The sequence below is a fragment of the Devosia sp. WQ 349K1 genome, assembly GCF_016595685.1.
GTDB lineage: Bacteria > Pseudomonadota > Alphaproteobacteria > Rhizobiales > Devosiaceae > Devosia.
In genome coordinates this window covers 495,689-517,489 of the sequence record NZ_JAENGO010000003.1, presented here as the reverse complement: position 1 = coordinate 517,489, position 21,801 = coordinate 495,689, and the positions used below count along the sequence as shown (strand labels likewise).

Annotated in this window: 22 protein-coding genes; 13 read left to right on the top strand and 9 right to left on the bottom strand. The window is 58.2% G+C overall.

The window, feature by feature from the left end; translation table 11 throughout:
• Positions 1-134 precede the first annotated feature (134 nt).
• Positions 135-1,016, top strand: a complete 882-nt coding sequence (locus JHL21_RS08565) for a patatin-like phospholipase family protein (RefSeq protein WP_200212970.1) — start codon at positions 135-137, stop codon at positions 1,014-1,016.
• A gap of 1 nt (position 1,017) precedes the next feature.
• Here JHL21_RS08565 and JHL21_RS08560 read toward each other — a convergent pair whose 3' ends face one another.
• The 3 genes from JHL21_RS08560 to JHL21_RS08550 form a co-directional block, all read right to left on the bottom strand.
• Positions 1,018-1,986, bottom strand: coding sequence for an NAD(P)-dependent alcohol dehydrogenase (locus JHL21_RS08560; protein ID WP_200212969.1), 969 nt, complete (start codon positions 1,984-1,986; stop codon positions 1,018-1,020).
• 118 nt (positions 1,987-2,104) lie between these two features.
• Positions 2,105-2,539, bottom strand: a complete 435-nt coding sequence (locus tag JHL21_RS08555; protein ID WP_200213051.1) for a nucleoside deaminase — start codon at positions 2,537-2,539, stop codon at positions 2,105-2,107.
• Positions 2,540-2,559: 20 nt separating this feature from the next.
• Complete coding sequence (locus JHL21_RS08550) at positions 2,560-4,269, bottom strand: alpha/beta-hydrolase family protein (RefSeq protein ID WP_200212968.1); 1,710 nt, start codon at positions 4,267-4,269, stop codon at positions 2,560-2,562.
• A gap of 137 nt (positions 4,270-4,406) precedes the next feature.
• Here JHL21_RS08550 and mutL point away from each other — a divergent pair, with 137 nt between their 5' ends.
• The 3 genes from mutL to ubiA all read left to right on the top strand — a co-directional run bounded on the left by mutL (position 4,407) and on the right by ubiA (position 9,097).
• Entirely contained in the window at positions 4,407-6,311 is a 1,905-nt protein-coding gene (gene mutL / locus JHL21_RS08545; RefSeq protein ID WP_199531288.1) for a DNA mismatch repair endonuclease MutL, read from the top strand.
• Positions 6,312-6,481: 170 nt separating this feature from the next.
• Positions 6,482-8,029 carry a VOC family protein gene (locus JHL21_RS08540; RefSeq protein WP_200212966.1) on the top strand — a complete coding sequence of 516 codons (1,548 nt, stop codon included), beginning with the start codon at positions 6,482-6,484 and terminating at the stop codon, positions 8,027-8,029.
• 141 nt (positions 8,030-8,170) lie between these two features.
• Complete coding sequence (gene ubiA / locus JHL21_RS08535; RefSeq protein ID WP_200212965.1) at positions 8,171-9,097, top strand: 4-hydroxybenzoate octaprenyltransferase; 927 nt, start codon at positions 8,171-8,173, stop codon at positions 9,095-9,097.
• Positions 9,098-9,266: 169 nt separating this feature from the next.
• Here the strand turns inward: ubiA and JHL21_RS08530 are convergent, their stop codons facing one another.
• Positions 9,267-9,779, bottom strand: a complete 513-nt coding sequence (locus JHL21_RS08530) for a DUF6101 family protein (protein ID WP_200212964.1) — start codon at positions 9,777-9,779, stop codon at positions 9,267-9,269.
• A 255-nt stretch (positions 9,780-10,034) separates the two neighbouring features.
• Between JHL21_RS08530 and JHL21_RS08525 the strand changes: the two genes are divergently transcribed.
• Together JHL21_RS08525 and JHL21_RS08520 are read left to right on the top strand one after the other, a co-directional pair.
• Positions 10,035-10,874 carry a 3'(2'),5'-bisphosphate nucleotidase CysQ gene (locus tag JHL21_RS08525; protein WP_169195855.1) on the top strand — a complete coding sequence of 280 codons (840 nt, stop codon included), beginning with the start codon at positions 10,035-10,037 and terminating at the stop codon, positions 10,872-10,874.
• A gap of 12 nt (positions 10,875-10,886) precedes the next feature.
• The gene (locus JHL21_RS08520) at positions 10,887-11,126 is read left to right on the top strand and encodes a DUF4170 domain-containing protein (protein WP_169195856.1); all 240 of its coding nucleotides are present in this window, start codon (positions 10,887-10,889) and stop codon (positions 11,124-11,126) included.
• Between the two features lie 3 nt (positions 11,127-11,129).
• Here the strand turns inward: JHL21_RS08520 and JHL21_RS08515 are convergent, their stop codons facing one another.
• The 4 genes from JHL21_RS08515 to JHL21_RS08500 are packed head-to-tail and all read right to left on the bottom strand — an operon-like array spanning position 11,130 to position 15,095.
• The gene (locus tag JHL21_RS08515; RefSeq protein WP_210338870.1) at positions 11,130-12,284 is read right to left on the bottom strand and encodes a hypothetical protein; all 1,155 of its coding nucleotides are present in this window, start codon (positions 12,282-12,284) and stop codon (positions 11,130-11,132) included.
• Between the two features lies 1 nt (position 12,285).
• Positions 12,286-12,507, bottom strand: a complete 222-nt coding sequence (locus tag JHL21_RS08510; protein WP_169195858.1) for a DUF2093 domain-containing protein — start codon at positions 12,505-12,507, stop codon at positions 12,286-12,288.
• 47 nt (positions 12,508-12,554) lie between these two features.
• Positions 12,555-14,168, bottom strand: a complete 1,614-nt coding sequence (xseA, locus tag JHL21_RS08505; RefSeq protein WP_200212962.1) for an exodeoxyribonuclease VII large subunit — start codon at positions 14,166-14,168, stop codon at positions 12,555-12,557.
• A gap of 39 nt (positions 14,169-14,207) precedes the next feature.
• Positions 14,208-15,095 carry a LysR family transcriptional regulator gene (locus tag JHL21_RS08500; RefSeq protein WP_200212961.1) on the bottom strand — a complete coding sequence of 296 codons (888 nt, stop codon included), beginning with the start codon at positions 15,093-15,095 and terminating at the stop codon, positions 14,208-14,210.
• A 151-nt stretch (positions 15,096-15,246) separates the two neighbouring features.
• Here JHL21_RS08500 and JHL21_RS08495 point away from each other — a divergent pair, with 151 nt between their 5' ends.
• A complete protein-coding gene (locus JHL21_RS08495; RefSeq protein WP_200212960.1) occupies positions 15,247-15,510 on the top strand; it encodes a DUF1127 domain-containing protein in 264 nt (87 codons plus the stop codon).
• A 212-nt stretch (positions 15,511-15,722) separates the two neighbouring features.
• Here JHL21_RS08495 and JHL21_RS08490 read toward each other — a convergent pair whose 3' ends face one another.
• Positions 15,723-16,175 (bottom strand): invasion associated locus B family protein, encoded by a 453-nt coding sequence (locus JHL21_RS08490; protein WP_182395898.1) that lies wholly within the window; start codon positions 16,173-16,175, stop codon positions 15,723-15,725.
• Between the two features lie 357 nt (positions 16,176-16,532).
• Here JHL21_RS08490 and coxB point away from each other — a divergent pair, with 357 nt between their 5' ends.
• From coxB to JHL21_RS08460, 6 genes are all read left to right on the top strand, one after another.
• A complete protein-coding gene (gene coxB, locus JHL21_RS08485; protein ID WP_367948170.1) occupies positions 16,533-17,459 on the top strand; it encodes a cytochrome c oxidase subunit II in 927 nt (308 codons plus the stop codon).
• A 23-nt stretch (positions 17,460-17,482) separates the two neighbouring features.
• Positions 17,483-19,177 (top strand): cytochrome c oxidase subunit I, encoded by a 1,695-nt coding sequence (gene ctaD / locus JHL21_RS08480; protein ID WP_169195863.1) that lies wholly within the window; start codon positions 17,483-17,485, stop codon positions 19,175-19,177.
• Between the two features lie 101 nt (positions 19,178-19,278).
• Positions 19,279-20,172, top strand: a complete 894-nt coding sequence (locus JHL21_RS08475; RefSeq protein WP_200213050.1) for a heme o synthase — start codon at positions 19,279-19,281, stop codon at positions 20,170-20,172.
• Positions 20,173-20,174: 2 nt separating this feature from the next.
• The gene (locus JHL21_RS08470; RefSeq protein ID WP_169195864.1) at positions 20,175-20,360 is read left to right on the top strand and encodes a hypothetical protein; all 186 of its coding nucleotides are present in this window, start codon (positions 20,175-20,177) and stop codon (positions 20,358-20,360) included.
• Positions 20,360-20,923: a cytochrome c oxidase assembly protein gene (locus JHL21_RS08465; protein WP_200212959.1), complete on the top strand. Its 564-nt coding sequence runs from the start codon at positions 20,360-20,362 to the stop codon at positions 20,921-20,923. The genes JHL21_RS08470 and JHL21_RS08465 overlap by 1 nt, the downstream gene beginning before the upstream one ends.
• Before the next feature lie 2 nt (positions 20,924-20,925).
• Positions 20,926-21,762 (top strand): cytochrome c oxidase subunit 3, encoded by an 837-nt coding sequence (locus tag JHL21_RS08460; RefSeq protein ID WP_200212958.1) that lies wholly within the window; start codon positions 20,926-20,928, stop codon positions 21,760-21,762.
• Positions 21,763-21,801 lie beyond the last annotated feature (39 nt).

Below are 21,801 nucleotides of genomic sequence, written 5' to 3'. Positions count from 1 at the left end.
TCAACCCGCCCTCAGTAAGCTCGGCGCGTTCGGACACGAACCGAGCGCAGACGGGTACTGACCTCACACCTCGTCACCTTCGAGGATTGGCTTACGCCCAAGCTCTGCGCGCCGGAGAGAAGGAGCGGAGCCAAATGGTGTTTTCTGGTGGCCCACGCATTGGCATTGCGCTCGGCGGTGGTTCGGCCCGTGGGCTAACGCATATTCCTTATATCGAGGCGATGGATGAGCTTGGGCTCAAACCCAGTGTCATCGCGGGCACCTCGATTGGCGCGCTCATCGGCGCTGGCTGGGCTTCGGGCATGACCGGGCAAGAGCTGCGCGAGCATTCCATCAAGGTCTTGGGCACCATGCGGATTATCGCCGGCCGCCTGTGGTCAACCCAGGTGCGCGGATTGGGGAGCCTCTTCAAGCAAGGCATTCCCACCCAACTCGACGGCATGCATGTCGTCGAAGCTTTCTTGCCCGAGCATTTTCCGACAAGCTTTCATGAGCTGAAAATCCCCCTGCGCGTCGTCGCCACGGATTTTCGCAGCTGGCACCAAGTGGTGTTTGCCGAAGGCCTTTTACAACCTGCAATTGCCGGATCGATTGCCATCCCTAGCCTCTTCAAGCCGGTGCTGCATGCCGGGCACATGTTGGTGGATGGCGGCGTGGTCAATCCTCTGCCGCTTGATCAAGTCGATTTGGATAGCGACTTCACCATCGGCATCGATGTCGTCGGTGATCCATCCGAAGGGCTCAATCGCACCGATTTTGGCGCGATTGATATGTGGTTTGGCTCAGCCTCGATCATGATGCACTCGCTCACTGCTCATATGATCGCTGCCTATCCGCCAGACATGTATATCCGCCCCAAGGTCGCCAGCTTTGGCGCGATGGAATATTGGCGGGTGAAGGATATTCTGGCCAGCGTCGAAGGCGAGAAGGACCGCTTCAAGCGGCTGCTGGCCCAGCGCATCGAAGACTATATTCAGGGTCGCTTGGAGGCGGCACAACCCGCTCCGCGCTCATAACCTATTGGTGCAGCACAACAACTGTTCCGCGCTTCTGCTTGGATTGCGCCCGCACATGCGCATCGGGCAATTGCGGGAACGGGATTATTGTGTCGATGAGGGGCGTAAAATGCCCCTTTTCTGCAAGCTCGGCGAGCAGGGAAATGTCTTCCACGCGCTCCGCCGCAGGCCCTGCGATCATCTTGGTGCCGTGAGGGCCGGGGACAAGCGCAGCGAGCATTTCCTTGAGCGTACCCGCGACGGACAGATAGCGCCCCTTAGGCTTGAGCAAGCGCTGGGCAGACTTGAAATCCAAGGCATCAGCGCAGTCCGCGATAATATCAAACCCCAGATTAAGACTGGCGAGCGGGGTGGTTTTATAGTCGATCACCCGGTCGAATTTCCGCTCATTGAGCAGATCGATATTGCCCGTACTGGTCACAGCGCTCACACGCGCGCCACGATGCTGGGCCAATTGCGCTAGGGCATGGCCAACAGTGCCCGTTGCCCCAATAATCAGAATGCTCTCGCCGGGGCGGAGCTTGGCCTGACGCAGGAAGTGCAGCGCCGTTGAGCCGCCAAAGCACAGCGCCGCGCCTTGTTCAAAACTCAGACTGGCGGGGAGTTTGGCGATGCGGCCATTGGCGGGCATCGCGATGAACTCGGCATGAGCGCCCATCTTGCCACCGGGGAACCCGAACACACGGTCCCCCACCTGAAAGCGGCTGACCTCTGCACCCACGGCCTCAACAACGCCTGAAAATTCAGTGCCCATGATCGGTTGGCGGGGGCCGGACCAGCCTAATGCGAGCCGGGCCATCGTGCGCATCCCTTTGGGGATATCAAAGCCGCGCACTCGAACATCTCCCGAGTTGACGGAGCTGGCGACGATGCGCACCAAAACCTCGTCTGAGGCCGGTTCTGGTTTGGCAACATCCTCAAGGCTCAGAACATTCGGCCCGCCGTATCGACGCGCGACATATGCCTTCACACCGCACCACCCTCAAAATGTCTTGGGATTGTGTGGCTAGTCTTATTCTATATTTTCCGGCGTGAAATCAGAATTTACTGCCAAAAAGCAGTGCTCGCAGCCTAACGCGATGATTCAATTACGAAGTACGTAGTTTTCGAAAGAAGCTTATCAACATATTTTCTGCGCGCTCCGCCGATAGGCCCGAAATAACTTCGGGTCGATGGTGGCAGGTTGGCTGATCAAAGAGGCGTACGCCGTTTTCGACAGCACCGGCCTTCACATCCTCAGCCGCATAATAGACGCGCCGCACCCGGGCGTGGGCGATGGCCCCGGCGCACATGGCGCAGGGTTCAAGCGTCACATAGAGATCGCATCCATCGAGCCGCCCTGTGCCGCGCACCTCCAATGCCGCGCGAATGGCCAGAAACTCGGCGTGGGCTGTTGGGTCCTTCAGCGCTTGCATGCGATTGCGCTCTGCCGCCAGAATGCGCGTCCCCTCGACAACCACCGCACCGACAGGCGCTTCCCCCAGTGCTGCAGCCTCTTCGGCTAGCGACAGAGCAAGCTCCATAGGTTTTAAGGTCGTCTCAGTCACTGATTGCTCGGGTGATAATCGTCAATATTGATCGCCGCTTTGAGCGCATTGATGGACTGAGCGTCCCAACCCGGCGGATCGGTGACCGCCACCCAGGCGTCAATGTAGTCATGCGGCGAATAAACGTGTCCGTACCCCACGGGCGCAGTTTGCGCCAGAGCCGCATCCACCGCCAGCTGCAGGAAGGTGACGATCGGATACCAGTTCAGCGCTGGGGAGACATCGGGGCCGGTGGGTTGGCTCAACCAATCGGGCCGGGTCCAATCGGTGTCAAAATTGAAGAACACAATCGGATCGGAGGCGTATTGCAGGAACACAATCCGCATCGGCCCCCATGGCGTATCGTCCCAGTCTTCGGGGCGCGATTGGTTCATGAAGCGCACGGCCGAGCTATTGCCAAACTTTGGCAGCCACTGCGGTGTCCCCGCGAGGCGGAAGTCGGTCGCATGCTTCCAGATCGGGCTCGAAAACGGTGGTCCCGCCCACAGCGCGCCATCAAACGGGTCGCCCAAAACATCATAAACGGTCGTGGCGTTTTGTGAGGCGATTGCGCCAAGGCTCAGGCCGTGCAGATAGAGCTTGGGCCGGGAGGTTTTGGGCAGCGTCGTCCAATATTGATAGACGGCGCTAAACAATGCACTGGCCGTTTCCGCGCCATATTCGGGCTCAATCAGCAGCGAGAGCACGCTGGCGAGGTAGGAATATTGCACAGCAACCGTCGCGACATCGCCGTGGAAAAGATACTCCAGCGTATCAATCGCGGCAGGGTCCACCCAGCCCGTTCCCACCGGCATAGCAAGGACCAAAGCGGCACGGTCAAAGGCTCCGATACGCTTGAGCTCATCGAGTGCCAACTGCACCCGCGCCTCGACATTGGGCGCTGACCGCAGGCCGACATAGGTGCGCAGGGGCTCAATCGCTGGCTGGCCGGTCACTTGCGTGATGTCCTCGGCGCTCTTGTGATCCAAGAGATAGCGACGACTGTCGCGACCAATGGTTTCCCATTCAATCAGCGACTGCGGGGACCCCGTTTGATGCCACTCTGAGGGGGGCGCAGCATCGGTCGAAATCACCGCGTCGAGTTGCTCATAAAATCGCTCAGCACCGCGTAGGGCAGCGCGCCAAACCAGATTGTTGAACAGCAAGGTCACGACCAGACCGACGAGTGTGATCGACATGACCAAGGCCACCCGCCGTGGCATGTGCGGCATCAGCCAAGACCAGACCAGACGAATGAGCGTGACCAGTGCTTTTCCAAGCACCAGAAAAGCGATGGATACGGGCGCAGCGACAAGCGCAATGATGAGGGGCTGATACTCGTCCACCTCCGGCAGGCCCATGACGGCGCGGACCGAGTTCTGCCAGCCGGTCGTCCAATAGAGCGCGATCAGCACCAGCGCGATGCACCCCAGCGCAGCGGTAATACCCAAAACACGGGTGATCCGCCCCGGCGGCACTCGCAGCCCCAGAAAGCCCCAGAACCAATGGATGAGATTGCCAAAGCCATAGCCAACGGCAAAACACGCCCCCGACAGCACGCCTTGCGCAACTTCGGAACGCGGCAGCAGTGATGGTGTCAGTGAGGCGGCAAAAAACATCGCGCCGACCAACATGCCGGGCGGAGACAGGTGGACTGCCAGCGCATCCCAAAAACTATTTACCCGGCGTCCCCAGTCCGTGAACGCCCGACGCAGCCCATTGCTCATGGGGCTAGCAGAACCCGAGACGATGCTGGGGTCAATGCTGAAGTGGCCGACGTCGTGAACATCGATAGGCGAGGGGGCACTGCAGGGGTCGGCAGCCGGGTCTGGCTCCCCTATAATTGGGCCAAGGAGAATCGCTCTTGTCCATTCGCCAGCTACCCGAAGACCTCATCAATCGTATCGCCGCCGGTGAGGTGGTCGAACGCCCTGCAAGCGTTGTGAAGGAGTTGGTTGAAAACTCCATCGACGCTGGTTCGCGCCGCATCACCGTCACCACCGCCAATGGCGGCATGGACCTCATCCGCATCACCGATGATGGTCATGGCATGGACAAGGCCGATCTGATGCTGTCGGTCGAGCGGCATGCCACCTCAAAGCTGGCGAGTGACGATCTCGACGATATCTGCACCATGGGTTTTCGCGGCGAAGCGCTGGCCTCCATCGGCTCCATCGCGCGCCTCTCTGTGGCCTCGCGTCCGGCTGATGCCGAAAGTGGTCTTGAAATCGTCGTCGATAACGGTCGACGCAGCGGCCCCGTGCCCAAGGCGATGAACCGTGGCACGGTGATCGAGGTGAAGGACATTTTCGCCAATGTCCCGGCCCGTCGCAAATTCCTCAAAACCGCTCGGTCAGAAACCGCTGCCATCACCGATGTGATGAAGCGGCTGGCCATGGCCAATCCCGAAATCCATTTCATCCTTGAAGGCGCAGATCGTCAGACGCTGAACTGGCCAGCCCTTTCCGGCGAAGGTGCCCTCGCGGGGCGTCTCAGTCAGGTGATGGGCGCCGATTTCGTTGAAAACGCTGTGCAACTGGCCTCGGCTCGCCATGGTGTGGTCGTTGCCGGCATGGCCGGTCTGCCGACCTATACGCGCGCCAATTCGCTCTCCCAATTCTACTTCGTCAACGGTCGTTCGGTGAAGGACAAGGTCTTGGTCGGTGCCGTGCGCGCCGCTTTCGCCGACTATGTCTTCCGCGATCGCTTCCCCGTCATTGCCCTCTATATCGCCATTGATCCCGGTGAGGTGGATGTCAACGTCCACCCCGCCAAGGCCGAGCTTCGCTTCCGCGATCAAGGCGCGGTGCGCAGCGCCGTCATCAATGGCATTGGCGCGGCGCTTGCCGCAGCGGGCTTTAAAGCGTCCTCCAGCGTTGCCGATGATATTTTGGGCGCGTTCACCGCTCCCGAACTCTCAGCACCCAATGCGCTGGGTGATGGTCTTGCTGCGCCCGCCATGCCCGCCTTGGATTTTGGCGCGCGCCCCACCAATTATGCCAGCCCCGGCTTCGGCGCAGGCCGCTCCCCAGCCTATACTTATGCGGCCACCGGCGGCTCCTTCTTCCGCAAGGACGATGGTCGCGCCCCGCTCAATTATGATGGCAAGCCCGGCGCTCTCTCCGGCTTCACCGCCCCCAGCGCGCGGGTTGAAACCGTTGTGGCCGAAGCCCCACCTGCGCAGGAGTTTCCGCTTGGCACCGCGCGGGCGCAGATGTTTGACAATTACATCATCGCTCAAAACGACACCGGCCTCTTGCTGGTCGATCAGCACGCGGCTCACGAGCGCCTCGTTTATGAGCGCTTCAAAGCGCAAATGGCGTCCGGTCCAGTCGCGAGCCAAGCCCAACTAATCCCGGTCATCGTCGAACTGCCCGAGGAAGACTGCCAGCGTCTCGAAGAGGTGTCCGAACAGCTCGAGAAATTTGGGCTTTATCTCGATCGCTTCGGCCCAAGGGCCATTGCCGTGCGCGAAACGCCCGCCATTTTGGGCAATTCGGACGTGCATGGGCTGGTGCAAGATCTGGCCGATGGCCTCGCCGAATGGGAGAGCACAGCCGCTCTCACCGACCGCATGGAAGAGATCATCGCCCGCATGGCCTGCCACGGCTCGGTACGCTCCGGGCGTCGCTTGCGCGTCGATGAAATGAACGCTCTTCTGCGCGACATGGAAGCGACCCCACACTCTGGCCAGTGCATCCACGGTCGCCCGACCTATGTCGAACTCAAGAAAAACGACATCGAACGCCTCTTCGGCCGCAGCCGATAAGAAGCGTACGGCCGCTGAACCGTTCCAACCCTCCAGCTGTCACCCTCGGGCTTGACCCGAGGGCTATACACTTCCTGCCCCAATATTAAGTGCTCCCCGCCCGCCGCTGAATTGATGCATCTATCATTCAGGCTTTATCGTTATCGCTGTAGGACATTTCGGAGCCACGCATGACTTCAGGCATTCACCACGTCACCCTGATCACCGCCGCCATACAGCCCAATGTGGATTTTTATGTCGGTTTCCTCGGGCTCAGGCTGGTGAAGCGCACCGGCGGCTATGAAGATGCCACCCAGCTCCATCTCTTTTACGGCGACTATGCCGCCAATCCCGGATCGCTCATCACCTTCCTTGCTTGGGAAGGTGGCTCCAAGGGCCAGGCCGGCGCGGGGCAGGTGAGCGAAATGGCACTTGCCGTGTCGCAAGGCTCAATCGGCTTCTGGATCGAGCGCGCTCTCTTGTTTGGCGTCAAAGTTGAAGGCACTGGCCAGGAATTCGGCGAAACGGTTCTGCGCATGCGCGATCCGGATGGGGTAATGGTGAAACTGGTCAGCGCCGATCTGCCCGCTCTCGACATGCCTGTTGGCGACATTCCGGGCGAACACGCGGTGCGCCGCATTCGTGGCGTCACCATGCTCTCCGACGTTCAGGAAGAAACCACTGCCTTCATGAGCCAGTATTTCGGCTTCAAGACTGCCGGGCGCGAAGGCCCCATCGTGCGCATGACCTCCGACATTGGCGATGTGCTCGATATTCGTGACGCCTCTGGCTTCTGGCCCGGCGTCGCGGGAGCCGGAACCGCCGATCACGTCGCGGTCCGCGCTGTCGATGCCGACGAAGTGCTGGCAGTGGAAAAGGAGCTGCGCAAGCTCAATTCCAGCATCACCAATGTCCATGACCGCAACTATTTCACCTCGCTCTATGTGCGCGAGCCGGGTGGAACACTGATCGAAATGGCCAGCGACGGTCCCGGCTTTACCACCGACGAGAGCCTTGAAAAGCTAGGCCGAACTCTGTTTGTGCCGCCCGACACCAGTGATCCGGAAGGGGTGAAGGTCATGCTGCCCCAATTTGGTCTGCCGGGCGAGGACCGCGTGGTCTATCGCGACCTCATCTACACCCACCGAATCTTCACCCCTGAAAATGCCGATGGCATAGCCATCGCCCTCATGCATGGCACGGGTGGTAATGAAGCCGACCTGATGCCTTTGGCCCATCGCGCCGCCCCCGAAGCCACGCTGCTTGGCATTCGCGGTCGCAGCACGGAAAGCGGCGTGCAACGCTGGTTCCGCAGCTTTGGTCCCTCGATCTTCGATCAGCAGGACGTGCGCTTTGAATCCGGCGCTCTCGAAGCCTTCTTTGAAGAAGCCAAAAACGCCTATGCCTTTGATGATAAGCACTTTGTGGCCTTGGGCTATTCCAATGGCGCCAATCTTTTAAGTTCCGCCATGCTGCTCCACCCCGGCCTTGTGCAGCGTGCGGTCCTGATCCGCCCGGTCATGGTGCTCTCAGAGTTGCCAGACGGTGATTTGGCGGGTGTTTCTGTGTTGATTGTCTTGGGTGAGACCGACGCTTTCCGCACTCAGGGCGAAAAACTGGCAAGCGTTATGATGGAACGCGGCGCGCAAGTGACCGTGAAGATCGTCAACAGCGGACATGACCTCTGCCCCGAAGACGCGCCAGCCATTAGCACTTGGCTCTCCGACACCGCCGCTTAACCGGCCCAACCCCGTCGCCCTCGGGTCAACCCCGAGGGTTGCGGCAGAACTCTCCCCAATCCACACCCCGTCCTAAACACCCTCTTCCCTCAACCGGCCCAGCCCCTTAATACTCCGCTAACCATATTCGCAGGGGTCATCATGGCTGTTTCACCTGGCACTGTTGCCGACGCCAAGAAAAACAATTGGCTCGATCAATACGCGCCCGAACCCGTAAAACCCTATGGTCGCTTGGCGCGTTGGGATCGCCCCATCGGTATTTGGCTTTTGTTCTGGCCCTGCGTTTGGGGTCTGGGCCTCGCCGCTGTCTATCAGCCCGAGCGCGGCTTCGATTGGTTCGCCGCCATTCTCATGCTGATTGGTGCTGCCCTGATGCGCGGCGCGGGCTGCACCTTTAACGACATCGTCGATCGCGACATCGACGATAAGGTTGCCCGCACCCGTTCGCGCCCGATTCCCTCGGGACAGGTCACCGCCAAACAAGCGCTGATTTTCCTCGTCGCGCAGACGTTGATTTCCGCTGTTATCCTTTTCCAGTTCAATCGCTTCACCGTTTGGGCCTGCGTTTTCTCACTGGTTCTGGTTGCCATCTATCCCTTTATGAAGCGCGTCACCTGGTGGCCGCAGGCCTTTTTGGGCCTCGCCTTCTCTTATGGGGCACTCGTGGGCTTTTCGAGCCAGATCGGCGGGCTCACTTGGGCACCGATACTGATGTATGCGGGCACGATTCTCTGGGTCATCGGCTACGACACCATCTACGCCCTGCAAGATGTTGAGGACGATGCGCTGGTTGGCGTTAAATCCACGGCCCGCCTATTCGGTGCTAATGTCGGCCCTGCGGTCGCCACGCTCTATGTTGGCGCCTTTGTTTTCTGGATCGCCGCTGCGGTTACGGCGGGGGCAGGGGTGATCTTTGCCGTCATCGCGCTCATCGGTGCGGGGCTCTTGGCGTGGCAGCTTTATACGCTCGACGCGTCCAAGGCCGATAACCCGCTCGTTCGGTTTCAGAATAACCACTATGTCGGCATTGTTATTTCACTGGCGCTGCTCGCCGAGTGGGTGTGGTAACGCGCCCCTATCGGCCTAAGCGCGGCCATTCCTCAGGCCATAATGTGCCGGCAAGGTGCCACACCTAAGCCCATTGAGGCCCATAAAAGGCCCCACCAAAATGCAGAAAGGGTCAGTCGCACCACCGACTGACCCTTTTCTATAGGTCTGCATGGGTATGGAGGTCTTCTTAAGCCTCAAGCTGGCCGGTCTGACGGCGATTGAGGAAACGCGGGCGGCGTGCTGCGTCAGCGGCAAGGCGGCGACGCGGTGCGGTCTGGCCGACCATAACGCCATCAACCTGCTGCGTGTATGGCATGTAAGAGCCATCGCCAGCCTTGATGAACAGCGGCAGGCGGAGCTTCTTGCCCCAGTTCTGCCACTCGGCAACGACGTTCAAATTGCCTTCTTCTTCAAAGACTTTGTAGTTCAGTTCATGGTCTGCGTGGACGAGTTCGATCACGCTGGTGAGCACGCCTTCGTCCGAGATTTTGGTGGCAACAGCAACACCAACAAACTCAGCCACTGGCACTTTCACCTTAATGGCGACGCCGCTCTGCTCAAGCTGCTTGCGGACGGTAACGGTTTTCACCGGTTCGCGGTGGCCGTTGTCGTTTGCGCCTTCAAAACGCTGCCCAGCGAGTGCCGAACGGGTGAAGGTGAGCTGAACTGAGGAGCCTTCCATCGCAACGCCAAAAACCATTTTTCTGCCTTCCTGTAACTTCGAGAGCTTGTTTTTTTGTGCTCCGTTATGCCCCCAACTTAGCGCCGATGATTACCTAGGCCCTTAATCGGTTGGGTTAAGTTTATCTTGCTTTTCCGAAGGGTTAGCAGGACGTAACACCGAGTCATGACCCGTTAACTGCGCCCATTGGCAGAGCGTTTACTCTACTGTTTCCTCCCCTTGCCTTGAGCGCACTTGTCCTCAGGCGGGAACGGGCCTAAAACCCCCGCAACCATGCCGGCTTATTCCAGAAGTTACAGTGATGATCTGGAGCTGCTCCGCTCCACTGCGGTCGCAGCGGGCCTCATTGCGTCCAGCTTTTTCCGTCGTGATATAAAGACTTGGACTAAGGAGAACTCCTCCCCAGTCAGCGAAGCCGACATAATGGTCGACCGCTTCTTGGCCGCGAACCTGTTGCAGGCGCGCCCCGACTACGGCTGGCTCTCTGAGGAAACCGTCGACAATCCTAGCCGTCTCGATAGCGCCCGCTGCTTTGTGGTTGATCCCATTGATGGCACACGCGCTTTCCTGCGCGGAGAGGAATATTGGACCATTTCCATTGCGGTGGTGGAACACGGCGTTCCTGTCGCCGGCGTCGTCTATGCACCAGCGCTCGACGAAATGTATGACGCTGTTAAAGGCGGTGGCGCGCGCATGAACGCCCGCCCATTGCAGCGCAGCCGCCGTGCTGGCGCTTTGCCGATGATCCCCGCGCCCGGTGCAGTTCATCAGGAAATTCAAGCCACAGGCCTCGATTACACGCGCGGCCCTGCCTATCCATCCTTGGCTTACCGCCTTGTGCAGGTCGCCACTGGACGCCTCGACGCCGCTGTGTCGCGACGCGGATCGCAAGATTGGGATATTGCCGCCGCGGCGCTGATCTTGAGCGAAGCGGGGATGGATTTTGCCGATGTGTGCCTTGGCTACCCACAATTTAACAAACGAGATGTGCGTCACGGGGCTCTTGCGGCCCTCTCGGACATCAGCCTAAAACCAGTTATCCACGCTGCCCTGATCAAGGTTTATGGTTGTCCAGAACCGCAGGGTTGCGAAACTGACCAACAACCAACCTGAATCGAGAATAGAATGGCTGCTACACCGGATCAGCAACTCCTCCACCTCGTTATTGGTGGCGAACTATCGAGCCTTGAGGGCGTGACCTTCACCGATCTCGATAAGGTGGATATTGTTGGCGTTTATCCCAATTACGCCGCTGCCTATGCGGTTTGGAAGCAGAAGGCACAGATGACCGTTGATAGCGCGCAGACGCGCTATTTCATCGTTCACCTGCACCGCCTGCTCAACCCAGAGCAAACTGGTCAGTAAGAACTAAGTCTTTGAAATTCCAAGTGAATTTAATATGGCGGTCAGGGCTCCTTGGCCGCCAATATTGTTTTGGCCAATGGCCCCAAGACGCATCCGCAACTCTGGGTTGCCGATCAGCCGGATAATGGCCGAGCCGAGTTGGTCGACATCGGCGTCCACCACAAGACGGGCATCGCCGAAAAGCTTCTGCTCATCTTCAAAGCGTGAACGACGATCCCTTTGATTGATAAAGGTAATCGCGGGCTTTCCTAGGCCCAGCGATTGGATCGTGGCAGTCCCGGCCTGGCTGAGAACAAAGTCCGACGTGGCCAAGAGATTGCCCATCGCCCGGCCGCGCGCCATATGCACGGTGATGTCACCATCGGTCAGTTGCCCGAGGTCATCGGGCTCCGAGCTCAAGTGATGCGAGCGTTGCAGACCGGCCGCTTTGGCCAGCTCGTCAATCTGCACACTACCGGCAACAGCGAGGAAGATATCGGGCATAAGCTCCGGCACAACCTGCCGCAAGCCGTTGATTTGCAGCGCAAAACTCTCAGCGGTGAGGGCGCGGCTGCCAGGCAGCAGGGTCACCGCCAAAGGCCTGCGACGGCGCGATGCCGCGTCATAGGACCCGTGCGGAATGGTATCCATCATCAGATTGCCGGGCGCGGAGGCGTTAACGCCATCCTCGCGCAACATCGCGGCAAGGTTTTCTGCGCGGCAGAACACGAGGCTACAGGCCTTGGCAATGGCCTTGCGTTCAAGGCCCGAATAGAGCCGCGCCGCGCCCGTTTTATAAACGTCGATATAGACGAGGTCGCGGTAGCCGGTCACGAGGCCAGCCAGCACGCCCACCATGTCTCCGACCACGATGACGCGATCATAGTTCCCGCGCATTTTTCGCAGGAATTTCAATGCTGGTGGGACAGTGAGCAGTCCGCCGTTGACGATATCGCGGCGCAGTGAGCCCTTCACATTGCGCCAGCCTTCAGAGGCCAGCGAGGCGCGTGGGCCAACGACGCGGCAGATGCCGTCATAGGCCTTGCCGCTGCCAATCATCGGATAAGCATCCGCCTCAATAGAGGAGGGAAACTGGGAAATCACCTGCGCGGCAATAGCGTCTTCGCCATGCCCGTTTGAGATGATGAGGAAGCGCTGACGCGTCGCTGCCTCGCTCAACTCAATTGCCTCGGCCGAAACGTTCAAACGCCTCAGTGGCCGCTGCCGCATCGGCATAAGCTTCCTGCCGATCAACGCTCCAATAGTGCAATTCGTCGAGCGGAATGGTCTTGCCGGTTATGGCGCAGCGCACGAAAGTGCCTGATTTAATAAGCTTATAGTCGCCATCACCATAAAGCAGGGTCGCTTCGCTCGGCGTGAAGCCTTTTTCGAAGATGTTCATGTCGACCTCCTAGCCGTGTGCTGTCCTATAGCCAATTCACCGGAGCCTCAAAAGAGGCTTTCCTGCCCGCCCCCATCAGGATTACGCGATGGTTTGCGTTTCGCTGGTGGCGCGCCGGAAACCGTAGCGTTCAAATCGCCATCAACGAAAGTGAGCTTGAGACTATCCCCAGGTTTAGCCCCAGATTTGCTGGTCACAATCTGCCCGGCCTCATCTTGCACCAAGGCATAGCCACGCGCCAAAACATTCCGATAGCTCAATGTTTCCATTAGCTTAGTCAGCTGATCGACCTGCTGACGACGCCCTTGCGTCAATTGCGCAGCGGTCAGGTCAAGACGCTTTTCCAACGGGGCGAGAAGGCTCTGAGCCTGACGCAAATCGGCCCGTAAAGGTTGTGGTGAGAGGCGTGGCAAAACCCGCGCGAGTGCTGTGTGTTTGCGCTCAAATGCGGTTCGCGCTGCTTCCGGCAATCGCCGGGCGCGCGGATCATAGGTGAGGCGGGCACGCTCAACCGATTTCATCAATCCGCCTTCAGCGTGGCGGCCAAGGTTTTTGAGGCGATCGCTCAGTTCGCTATGGCGTTGGCGAATAATGCGCGGCTGCAATGCCCCCGACGCTGTGCCAAAGGCCATGCGCCGTGACTGCACGAAATGTCTAAGTGCACCAGAGAGTTGGCTCGATGCCAGATCCAGCGACTGTCGCTGGTTTGAAATCAAATCACTGGCGCGTGGCAGTCCAGCCGAGGCGGCGCGGAGCCGATCCTTGAGCGAGAGCAACATGCGCCGCGCGGCCTGCCGCTGACGCCCGCCGTGGTCATCAACATAGGCAATCAGTTCAGCCCGTACCGGCACAGCGGCTTCCGCTGCAGCCGTAGGCGTCGGGGCGCGCATGTCCGAGGCATAGTCGACAAGTGTCGTATCGGTTTCGTGGCCCACAGCGGTAATGACGGGAATGTCGGAGCCCGCGACCGCGCGGACAACCGCTTCCTCGTTAAACCCCCAAAGGTCTTCAATCGAGCCGCCCCCGCGGGCGACGATGAGCAGATCTGGCCTTGGGATAGCGCCGCCTGGAACGAGGGCGTTAAACCCTTCAATCGCATTGACAACTTCCGGCGCGCTGGTTTCCCCCTGAACGCGCACAGGCCACACCAGCACATGGCTGGGGAAGCGGTCATCAAGGCGGTGCAAAATATCGCGGATCACCGCGCCGGTCGGTGATGTGATCACCCCGATAACGCGCGGCAGATAGGGCAGGGGACGCTTACGCTCACGCGCGAACAGCCCTTCTGCCAAAAGCTTTTTGCGGCGTTCTTCCAAGAGCGCCATCAGTGCACCAGCACCAGCCGGTTCGATATTCTCGATAACGATCTGATACTTAGAAGAACGCGGGAAGGTCGTCAGGCGACCCGTCGCGATAATCTCAAGCCCTTCTTGTGGCTTGAAGCTGAGCTTGGAAAAGCTCCCCTTCCAGATCACAGCGTCAATCGTCGCGCCTTCATCCTTAAGGGTGAAATAGGCGTGACCCGAGGAATGTTGGCCCCGGAAGCCGGAGATTTCACCACGAACCCTCACATGGCCGAACTCATCTTCGACCGAGCGCTTTACCGCATGCGCGATCTCGGTGACGGTAAATTCGGATGCATTGGTGAGAAGCTGAGCCATGCCCTCTGGTGCGATAAAAGAGGGCGCATCGTCAAGCTGCTACTCTGCCGCTTCCGCCGCTGGTGGTTGCTCAAGATTGCCCATCGACTGCACAATATGCTTGGCCAAGGCGTCGTAAATGCCGCCATAGGCATGCGAGGCACGCAGCAGGGCAATCTGTGCATCGCCCAGACGCGGCAAGCCATAACCATCGGCAATCACACGCATTCCAGGCTGCAACGCGCTTTCTGGCAGGAAGCCGATAGCCAAGTCTGAGAGCACAGCCGAACTGATGGCCGTCGCATTGGACGAAGTATAGGCAACTCGATAGTCGATGCCGGAGCGGTCGAGAGCTGCGAACGCATCCTTGCGCCAAATGCAGCACGATGGACCACAGGCGATCGCGATAGGCTGGCTCGCCATAGCCCGGCCGCCGTGGCTCGCCACCCAGAACATTTTCTCGGTGCGGAACAGCTCCCCAAAATTCTGCTGGGTGCCTTGGGTGAACACAATAAGGTCATAGCGCCCGGCCTTGAGGCCAGCGATCAGCTCTTCCGAGGCCATGCAGGCCACATCAACCGCGATCTTGGGGTGGGTGCGCTGAAAACTTGAGAGAATTACTGGCAGGAGCCGCACCGCATAATCGTCCGGCACCCCGAACCGGATCGAGCCTGCAAGGTCCGCATCGTTGAATTGATCAAGGATTTCAGCATTGGTGCGCAGCATCTTGCGCGCCCGCTCATAGAGAATTTCCCCGTGATGGGTCATCGAAACGGTGCGGCCGTCGCGCGTGAGCAACGGGTGGCCGAGGCGCTCTTCGAGCCGCTTAATCTGCATGGATACTGCAGATTGTGTCTTGTTCACCCGGCGCGCCGCCTCGGTGAAACTTCCGCAATCGGCAATGGCACAGAAGCTTTGCAGCTGATCGAGGTCGAGCGGGGAAGCCATGATTGCTTTCCATCACAAATATTGATCACAAAAATGAAATCTATTTGTTGGACGAATGACTGTCTAGCTTCTATCTCCATCACATCGGCGCATTTCAGCGACGGCCGCCATCTCCCGACCGGCGGCACCCTTTCGCAATTGGAGACTTTAGATGGCTCTCTCGCTTCCCGGCGAGCAGTCAGTCACGGCTGGCTCGTCATACAATCCCGTCCGCATTCTCGTGCGCTGGATCAAAAATGCCGCAGCCAATCGCCGTCGCGGCGTGGCCCTGCGTGCGCTATCTGAGCTCGAACCACATCTGTTGCGTGATCTGGGGATCAGCAGGTCAGATATTGCTGATGCGCATCAGGCCACTGGCGCACGCACGCCAGCAATGGTGTTGAACGCTGCCCGCGCTCGTAGCGCGCAGATGTAGCCAAACGAGATTAGCAGGTCCTTGGATCTGTTCACGACGTTGGTCTGGGTGATTGCCTCATCCCGGCCTACGAAAGGACTGGTCCTCCAGTCCCGTTTCCTGACAACTTGCCGGGTATCCTCTCGAGGACCCGGCATTTTTTTGTCCGCGAATACAAAAAGCGCGCTGCAGAGGTCTGCAACGCGCTCAATTCACAGTTTTAAATCAGTCGCTTAGGGAAGCGCTGCAAACCCATCCTTAAAGCCGGCCAAAGACACCGGGATGCCCACGCCTTCTTCAGGGGTTTTGAACACGACGAAAATCGCTTCGCTGCCTTCTGACAGGGTCGAGATTAATTCGTCGTCCAGCTCAACTTCAGCAATGCAACCGTTCGGCAAGCAGCGCACGAATGCGACGCGGCCCATGTCCGTGCCGTCAACGTTAAGGCCCAGACCATTCGGCAGGAGCACGCCGAGAGGCGCCAGAACGCGCAGCAAACGGGCTTCTCCGTCAGCAGTCTTTAAGACGATAACCGACAGGCCAACGTTTGGCTGATCTTCCGCCAAGACATTCTGAATGATGGCACATTGTTCGGCGGTCGCCCCTGGTGGGGTGTCGCAGCTCAGCTGCCAGTCGCCATGTTCGGCACGAATGGTGCCTTGCGACAGCGCTGGTGAAACGCTCATGGCGGCGAGAGCCGCGCTCAGGAGACCAATCCGTTTTGCCCAGATCAACACTCTATTACCTCTCCTGAGAATCGGGATTGATTTCCCAACGTGCACAGTTGCCGAAAAAGCCTCGGCGGTGTCAACCAAAGCCCGGTATTCCGGCTCTTTTTTACGGTCAAACAAGGCGAGTCTGCGGCGAAAGGGTGTCCTGTCGGCACCTTTTGCCGCACGAGAGTTGAGTGTGGCCGCAATAGACTCTCGTGCGGCTATATGATTTACGGTCTTTCCAGAGTATTTCGCTCCGAGGTTGAGTCGGGGCGGCGTTAGCTATGCCGCTATTCAAACCCCCTCATTCTCGGTGATAGCCGCCAGAACATGTCGACAAGGGGGTATATGGTGACCGGGCAGTTCTTTAAAAAGATGGGTGCCGTTTCCGCGGCCGCAATGGCACTTCTGCCAGCGGTGTCGGGTGCCCAGGAGCTCGGCACGGGGCAGCCCGCCCCAGGCCAGTTTAATCTCCAGGGTTCCGTGACTCCGATCATGGACTCAATCACAGCATTCCACGATGGTGTGCTGATGTGGACGATCACGCTGATCGTTCTCTTCGTGCTTGCGCTTTTGATAATCGTGGCTCTGCGTTTCAACGCAAAGTCAAATCCGGTTCCTGCGCGCTTCACGCACAACACGCTCATCGAAATCGTTTGGACCGTTCTACCGGTCTTGATTCTCGTGATCATTGCGATCCCGTCCTTCGGCGTTCTCTCTGATCAGATGACCACGCCAGATGGCGAGCGTAAGTATCTTGGTGCGAACGTCTTCTCCATGGGTGAAGTCGAAGTTCCAGCTGCGTCGCTGACCGTCAAGGTTTCGGGTGAGCAGTGGTACTGGAATTACGAATATGTCGATCAGGGCGTTGGCTTTGACTCGAACATGGTTCGCGATGCCGACCTTCAGGAAGGTCAGCCACGTCTACTTGCTGTTGATAACAACCTGATCGTTCCAGTTGGTGCAACCGTTCGTCTGCAGGTCACTGCAAGCCCATCGGGTGTGATCCATGCTTGGGCAGTTCCGTCCTTCGGCGTTCTTATGGATGCTGTTCCGGGTCGCCTGAACGAAACTTGGTTCAACGCTCGTGAAACTGGTATGTTCTATGGTCAGTGCCGCGAACTGTGCGGTAAGGATCATGCTTACATGCCAATCGGCGTGCGCGTTGTGACCGCAGAACAATTCGACACCTTTATTAAGGCATTCGCCGAAAGCCGTGACTACGGTGCTTCTGTAGCACTTCTGCCGGCACTGTAATTTAGGGGTCAGAGGAAACACACATGGCAAATACTGCTCACCTCGAGGCCAATGCGACCGGGCATGATCATGCCTCGCATGACCATCACACCCCGACCGGCTGGCGCCGTTGGGTCTACTCGACGAACCACAAAGACATCGGGATCATGTATTTGATCTTCTCGATCTTTGCTGGTGTTGTCGGTGGCCTGCTTTCGGGCGCAATGCGCGTCGAACTGCAAGAGCCTGGCATTCAGATCTTCCACGGTATGGCTGCAATGGCCTACGGCGTTGATGGCGATGCTGCCCTTGATGCTGGTAAGCACATGTTCAACGTGTTCGTTTCCGCGCACGCTCTGATCATGGTGTTCTTCACCGTTATGCCTGCGACCATGGGTGGCTTTGCCAACTATTTCGCTCCGCTGATGATCGGTGCGCCGGATACCGCGTTCCCGCGTATCAACAACATCGCTTTCTGGCTCCTGCCTCCAGCGCTGCTGCTCACTGTTCTTTCGATGTTCTTCGAAGGGCCATCGGGCGCAATGGGCTTCGGTGGCGGTTGGACTGCTTACCCACCACTGGCAACCTCGGGTCACCCAGGTCCTGCAACTGACTTTGTGATCTTCTCACTGCACGTTGCTGGTATCTCCTCGATCCTTGGCGCGATCAACCTGATCACCACCATCCTGAACATGCGTGCACCGGGCATGACCCTGCACAAGATGCCACTGTTCGCTTGGTCGGTTCTCGTGACTGCGTTCCTGCTGCTGCTCGCGCTTCCAGTTCTTGCTGGCGCGATCACCATGATGCTTACCGATCGTAACTTCGGCACCTCGTTCTTCTCTCCTGAAGGCGGTGGTGATCCGGTCCTGTACCAGCACCTGTTCTGGTTCTTCGGTCACCCTGAAGTTTACATCATGATCTTGCCGGGCTTCGGCATCATCAGCCACATCGTGGCAACCTTCAGCCGCAAGCCAGTCTTTGGCTACATGGCAATGGCTTACGCTATGGTTGCTATCGGCTTCGTTGGTTTCGTTGTGTGGGCTCACCACATGTACACCACCGGTCTCAGCCTCGACGTACAGCGTTACTTCGTTGCTGCAACCATGGTTATTGCGGTTCCGACGGGTGTTAAGATCTTCTCGTGGATCGCGACAATGTGGGGTGGCTCGATCACCTTCCGTACCCCGATGCTCTGGGCAATCGGCTTCATCTTCCTGTTCACCGTTGGTGGTGTAACCGGCGTGGTGCTGTCGAACGCTGCGGCTGACCGTGCTCTGCACGACACCTACTATGTGGTTGCTCACTTCCACTACGTGCTGTCGCTGGGTGCTGTGTTCTCGATCTTCGCTGGCTGGTACTACTGGTACCCCAAGATGTTCGGCCACATGTACTCCGAGTTCCTTGGCAAGCTGCACTTCTGGGTGATGTTCGTTGGTGTGAACCTGATCTTCTTCCCGCAGCACTTCCTCGGCCTTGCTGGCATGCCGCGTCGTTATGTCGACTATCCGGATGCTTACGCTCTGTGGAACCGTGTCTCCTCGATCGGCTACTACATCACCTTCGTCGCTATGGTCATCTTCTTCTACGCAATGTGGGAAGCTGCCCGTAAGAAGCGCCCAGCTGGTGATAATCCGTGGGGTGATGGTGCAACGACCCTGGAATGGACCCTGTCCTCCCCACCGCCGTTCCACCAGTTCTCGACCCTGCCACGCATTGACAGCAAAGACGCTCACTAAGCGTTCGGCATAATTAGAACTCTGCGGGCCGCGTTACGACGCGGTCCGCTCTAAAGGAAAGTCCAGTGGCCTATATCGACAACAATACAAATTCGACCGTGATGGCGGGCGGAGCACGCGTAGAGGACTATATCTCGCTGCTGAAGCCGCGCGTGATGTCGCTCGTCGTATTCGTTGGTCTGGTGGGCATGCTGGTTGCTCCAGGCTCGATCCATCCCGTTGTTGGGCTGATCGCCATTGCCTGTATCGCCATTGGTGCAGGTGCCTCTGGTGCGCTTAACATGTGGTACGATAGCGATATCGACGCCATCATGAGCCGTACCGTTAATCGTCCTATTCCAGCCGGCCGTATGCAGCGCAATGATGCGCTGACCTTCGGTGTGGTGTTGTCCGTTTTCTCGGTGATGTTGCTGACGCTCGCGACCAATTGGTTCGCTGGAGCCTTCCTCGCCTTCACCATTTTCTTTTATGTCGTCGTCTACACGATGTGGCTCAAGCGCTCGACGCCGCAGAACATCGTTATCGGCGGCGCTGCTGGTGCCTTCCCGCCAATGGTTGGTTGGGCTGCCGTTACCGGTGACGTTTCTTGGGTTAGCTTCTCGCTGTTCCTCATCATCTTCCTGTGGACACCTCCGCACTTCTGGGCGCTGGCGCTCTACAAGCAGGGTGACTACGGCGCAGCTGGCGTCCCTATGATGCCAAACGTTGCTGGTGAAAAATCCACCCGCGTTCAGATTTTCGTCTATTCGCTGCTACTGGCGCTTTCGAGCGTCGCGCCAATCCTTCTCGGGTTCTCGAGCTGGATTTACGGTGTGGTTGCGTCTGTTGTGGCTGTTGGCTTTGTTTGGCACGCCACCCGTCTGCTGCTGGCAAACGAAAGCGTTGAAATGCGCAAACGTGCCCGTGGTCTCTTCACCTATTCGTTGAGCTATCTGGCCATCCTCTTCTTGGCCCTGCTCGTCGATAATTTTGCTCTGCGCATGGGAGTCCTATAACCATGAGCAAATTAGTAGGCGCAAAGCTTGCGCCAAACGATTTGACCGAAGAACAGATGCTCGCATTCCGCAAGCAGCGGGCCCGTCGCTCTTGGGCGCTGGCGCTGGCCTTGGCCATGTTCTGCATCACCTTCTATGTGCTGACCATCGTCAAGTTTGGTCCTGCAATCTTTGATCGGGCGCTGTAATGTCTGACGTTGCAGGTCTAAGCCACGCGCCTCAGAACCCGAAGAATAAACGCACAGGTATTGTTCTGGCGTCGCTTGCTATCGGCATGGTGGGTCTGGCTTTTGCTTCTGTTCCGCTTTACCAGCTGTTCTGCCAGGTGACTGGTTTTGGCGGCACGCCACAATATGCCGACGGTAACCCAAAGGGTGTTATCGACCGCGCTATGAGCACGCGCTTCGACGTCAATGTTGATCGTGCACTGCCATGGACGGTGAAAGCTGCCCCGATCTCGACCGATCAGATCGGTCAGGTTCGGACTGTGAATTACATAGCGACCAACAATTCCGATAAGCCCACGACCGGCATGGCCGTGTTCAATGTGGCTCCGGATAAAGCTGGTATCTATTTCAATAAGATCCAGTGCTTCTGCTTCAATGAGCAGACACTGCAGCCGGGCGAAACCGTGGAAATGCCCATCGTATTTTTCGTTGATCCCGATCTGGACGAGAACCACGAACTCGCCACGATAAAAGAGATCACACTCTCGTATACCTTCTACGCTTCAGACAGTGAGGGAAGCTGAACATGGCCGCCATAGAAAAGAACCATGAATATCACATGGTCGAACCCAGTCCCTGGCCGTTCGTCATGTCCGCCGCAATCTTCATTATGGCGGTAGGCGCGATCTTCTGGATGCAGAATTGGACCCCTTGGGTCTTCGCCATCGGCACCGCCGGTGTGCTCTACACCATGTACGCATGGTGGAGCGACGTTGTTAAGGAAGCCGAGAACGGCGTTGATCATACCCCAGTCGTGGTCATGCACCACCGCTATGGCATGATCCTGTTCATTGCTTCGGAAGTCATGGTTTTCGCCGGTGTCTTCTGGGCATATTTCGACGGTTTCTTCCGTTACGATGACATCGAACAGTACGCTCGTGTTGCGGCAACCGGCGGTCATTGGCCACCAACTGGCATCGAACTCTTCGATCCGTTCCACCTGCCACTCTTCAACACCCTCCTGCTGCTGACATCGGGCACCACCGTGACCTGGGCGCACCATGCACTGCTCGAAGGTGATCGCAAGGGTCTCAAGTGGGGTCTTGGTCTCACCGTCGCACTCGGCGTTGTCTTCACCTACGTTCAGTACCTTGAATACAGCCACGCTGGCTTCTCGTTCACTGGCAACATGTACGGTTCGACCTTCGTGGCTGCGACCGGTCTGCATGGTTTCCACGTGATCGTCGGTACGGTGTTCTTGGCCGTTTGCCTGCTTCGCGCAATGAAGGGCCACTTCACCCCACAGCGTCACCTCGGCTTCGAGTTCGCTGCTTGGTACTGGCACTTCGTGGACGTTGTTTGGCTGTTCCTCTTCGCCACCATCTATATCTGGGGTGCATGGGGCGTTGCCCTGAGCCACTAAGCCTCGGCTTAGACATGAATAGGGGCGCGGCATTGCTGC